General features: G+C 72.0%; 3 protein-coding genes. All 3 read left to right on the forward strand.

The annotated features are described in order from the left end of the window. Positions 1-83: 83 nt before the first annotated feature. Genes PLL68_RS12975 through PLL68_RS12985 form a run of 3 tightly spaced genes read left to right on the forward strand, consistent with a single transcriptional unit; the run spans position 84 to position 3,800 of the window. Entirely contained in the window at positions 84-1,181 is a 1,098-nt protein-coding gene (locus tag PLL68_RS12975) for a site-specific integrase (protein WP_324534727.1), read from the forward strand. Next, positions 1,178-3,409 carry a tyrosine-type recombinase/integrase gene (locus PLL68_RS12980; protein ID WP_324534729.1) on the forward strand — a complete coding sequence of 744 codons (2,232 nt, stop codon included), beginning with the start codon at positions 1,178-1,180 and terminating at the stop codon, positions 3,407-3,409. The genes PLL68_RS12975 and PLL68_RS12980 overlap by 4 nt, the downstream gene beginning before the upstream one ends. Continuing rightward, positions 3,399-3,800: a DUF6262 family protein gene (locus PLL68_RS12985; RefSeq protein ID WP_324534731.1), complete on the forward strand. Its 402-nt coding sequence runs from the start codon at positions 3,399-3,401 to the stop codon at positions 3,798-3,800. Before PLL68_RS12980 ends, PLL68_RS12985 begins: the two co-directional genes overlap by 11 nt. Positions 3,801-3,825: the final 25 nt, after the last annotated feature.

Here is a 3,825-nt window from a genome sequence, read left to right on the forward strand (position 1 = left end):
CGATGGCCTGGATCGGTCCCCCATCGTGCGTGCTGGACGTGCTTATCTGCAGCCGTCCAGCAGGCATGGTCGTGGGAGGTTCGGTGTTCGTTGCTCGGGTGGTGGTGTCCGGCTCGCGGCGTGAGTCGTGGACGGTTGTCGGTGAGGACGGGCAGCTCGTGGAGCCGGCCGAGCGGTTCCTGTCGTTCTTGACCGATGCGGGACGGTCGCCGAACACGGTCAAGGCGTACGCCCATGACCTGAGGGACTGGTTCGCCTTCCTCGCCGGTCGTGGGCTGGACTGGGCCGCGGTGACGGTCGAGGACGTCGCGGCGTTCGTGGCGTGGCTGCGGCTGCCACCTTCAGCGCGTGGCGCAGGGGTGGCGGTGCTGCCGCTGGGCGAGCATTGTTCGGCTGCGACGATCAACCGCAAGCTCGCGGCGGTCGGGTCGATGTACCAGCACGCGAGCCGGTCCGGGCTTGCGGTGCATGCCGCGTTGAGCGTGTGGCGACCCGCCGACCGGCGGGGCGGGGCTCGCGGGTTCCTGCACCACGTGAGCAAGTCCAGGCCGGTCGCCGCGCCGGTGGTGCGGGTCCGGGCTGGACGACGCACCCCGCGCACCCTCGACCGGCAGGAGATCGAGGCGCTGATCGGGGCGTGCCAGCGGCGCAGGGACCGGCTGCTGCTCGAGGTGCTCGCGAGCACCGGGATGCGAGTCGGTGAGGCGCTCGGGCTGCGGCATGAGGACTGGGACGCGGCCGAGCGGCAGGTGCGGGTGATCGCCCGTGACAACGACAACCGGGCCCGCTCCAAATCGTTGGTCCCGCGGACGATCCCGGTCCCGGCCTCGCTGGTCCGGTGCTACGCCGACTACCTGATCGAGGAGTACGGCGAGCTCGACAGTGACTACGTCTTCGTCAATCTGTGGGGTGGGCGCGTCGGTTCACCGCTGAAGTACGCGGCGGTGTACGACTTGATCCGGCGGCTGCGTGCCCGGACCGGGATCGACTTCGACCCGCACTGGCTGCGGCACACGTACGCGACCGGGCTGTTGCGCTCCGGTGTGCCGGTCGAGGTCGTCTCCTCACTGCTGGGGCACGCGTCGGTGGCCACGACCTCGAGCACGTACGCGCACCTGACCGTGGCCGACACCCGGGCCGCGCTCACCCGTGCCGGTGTGCTGACCGAGGACGTGTCGTGACCTCGGCTATGGTGCTGCCGCTACCCACCGGCCGCGGCAGCGAGGCAGCGTGGACGGCTCGGGTCCGCACGGCGCTGCGGCCGGAGTTCACGGCTGACCGGCTCGTGGTCGACGTGAACGACCCGGCCTACTCCGCGGGGCCATGCCTGGTCGAAGGCTGTCAGCGGCTGGCCCGCGGGCACGGGATGTGCGCCGGGCACCACCACCGGTGGGCCAAGGCGGGCCGGCCCGATGTGGACGAGTTCGTTGCGAGCACCGATCCGGGCTGGGCACGTCAACGCCCGAACCGGGCCTGCCGGGTCGAGGCGTGCGGGTACGGGGTCGCACGAAAAGGTCTGTGCCAGTTACATGCTCAAGGGTGGGAACGTTCCGGGCGCCCCGACTTCGAGGAGTGGCTCGCCGCGGGGCCACCGCCGATCAAGGCGCCGGTCGCCGAGGCGTGCCACGTCCCGGGATGCTTGTTGTGGCCGCAAGCGGCCGGGCCGTTCTGTCACGCCCACCACAACACCTGGCGCGCGAACGGGCGCCCGGACCCGGTGGTGTTCGCTCACGAGTTCGCCGCGCTCCGGGTTCCCTCGGACCAGGTGATCGTCCTGGCCCGGCTGCCCGAGCCGCTGCGGTCGGAGCTGGCCTACGTCATCCAGTGTCGGCACGACGAGCGGGCCAGTCGGACACCTCCGGAGGTCGTCGGGCGCCTCGTGTCGTTCCTGCTCGAGGCCGACGTTTCCAGCCTGCGCGACGGGGACGAGCAGTCCTGGCGCGAGGCGTTCACCGCGTCCGGGCGACGCGACAGCAACGGCCGTGGCCTGCTCGTGTACGCCCACCAACGGGTCGCCGACCTCGCCGCCGGCAGCGGTTGGGAGGCCGAGTACCCGCGCGAGGTGTGGCAGCTGCGCCGGCTCGGGCATCCCGGCAACCTCACCCTCGACTTCACCCGGATCGCCCAGCCGTGGCTGCGTGAGGCGACCAAGCGGTGGACCCGGCAGCGGCTGGCCACCGGTGTCGGGCTCGAGGCGGTCCGCCGCGGCCTGACCGCGGTGACCCGGCTCGCCGGCTACCTGCAGCAGGCCCGGATCGACGCTCCGCAGGCGCTGACCCGGGTCGTGCTCGAGGGCTACTTGGCCGACCTGTCCACCGGCGTCCCGACCGCCCATCGGCGCCAGGTCCACATCGGGCAGCTGCGCGGCTTCCTCGAGGCCGTCCGGCAGCGGGGCTGGGCGCCGCTGGACCCGACCGCGGCCCTGTTCACCGACGACAACCCGCCCCGCCCGCAGCGCGGGCCGCGCGCGGTGGCCGAGCACGTGATGGCCCAGCTCGAGGCGCCGACCGCGATCGCGGCCTGGCCCGACCCTGCCGGGGCGGTGATCACCCTGATCCTGATCCGCTGCGGGCTGCGCGTCGGCGACGCGACCAGGCTGTCCTACGACTGCCTGGTCACCGACCCCAAAGGCGCGCCCTACCTGCGCTACGTCAACCACAAGATGAACCGTGAGGCCCTCGTCCCCCTCGACGAGGAACTGTGCACCCTGATTCGTGCCCAACAGGCACGCGTCACCGCCGAGGCCACCGCGCCGCCGGTGCTGTTCCCGCGGCCGACGAAGAACCCCGACCGGGCCATCCCGCTGAGCACCTCCACCTACCGGGCGGCGTTGTACCGGTGGCTCAAATCCCTCGACGTACGAGACGAACACGCCCATCGCGTGCGCTTGACCCCGCACCAGTGGAGGCACACCCTCGGCACTCGACTGATCAACCGGGATGTGCCCCAAGAGGTCGTGCGCCGCATCCTGGACCACGACTCGTCACAGATGACGGCGCACTACGCCAGGCTGCACGACGACACCGTCCGCCGGCACTGGGACGCCGCCCGCAAGGTCGACATCACCGGCGCCGCCATCACCAGCGAGCCGGGCAGCCGGCTGGCCGACGCCGCCTGGACCGGTCACCGCCTCGCCGCCGCGACCCAGGCGCTGCCCAACGGGCACTGCGCCCTGCCGATCCACAAGGCCTGCCCCCACGCCAACGCGTGCCTGACCTGCCCGATGTTCCTGACCACCGCGACCCACCTGCCCGCTCACCGCGAGCACCGAGCCCAGGTCATCGAACTGATCACCCGCGCCGAGGCCCAAGGCCGGACCCGAGTGGCCCAGATGAACCAGGACGTGCTGAGCAACCTCGAGTCGATCATCACCGCGCTCGAACACCCCGAGGAGAACGATGAGAGCTGACAACAGCCGCCACCTCGCCAAGGCCGCCCGCTCCCGCGCGGAGCAGACCCGTCGCCGTGCCGTCAGCACCCTGCGGCACCTGGCCACCGCCGAGCAGACCATCACGGTCAGCGTGTTCGCGCAGCGCGCCGGCGTGTCCCGATCCTGGCTGTACACCCAGGCCGACCTGCTCGCCCAGATCCGCGCCGAGCGCCCACGGCGGGCGACAGTCCCTGCCGTGCCCGCCCGGCAGGCCGCCAGCGACGGCTCCCTCAGGCAACGCCTGCAACTCGCACACCAACGGATCGGCGAGCTGGAGGCCGACAACCAGCAACTGCGGCACGCCCTCGCCCAAGCCCTCGGCGACCAGCGCGCGCGACACGCCCGAGACCCACTCGAAAACCGCCCCTGACGACGAGCCCGGACACGCCCCCGAA

The sequence above is a fragment of the Ornithinibacter sp. genome (assembly GCF_035443565.1).
Taxonomy (GTDB): domain Bacteria; phylum Actinomycetota; class Actinomycetes; order Actinomycetales; family Dermatophilaceae; genus Fodinibacter.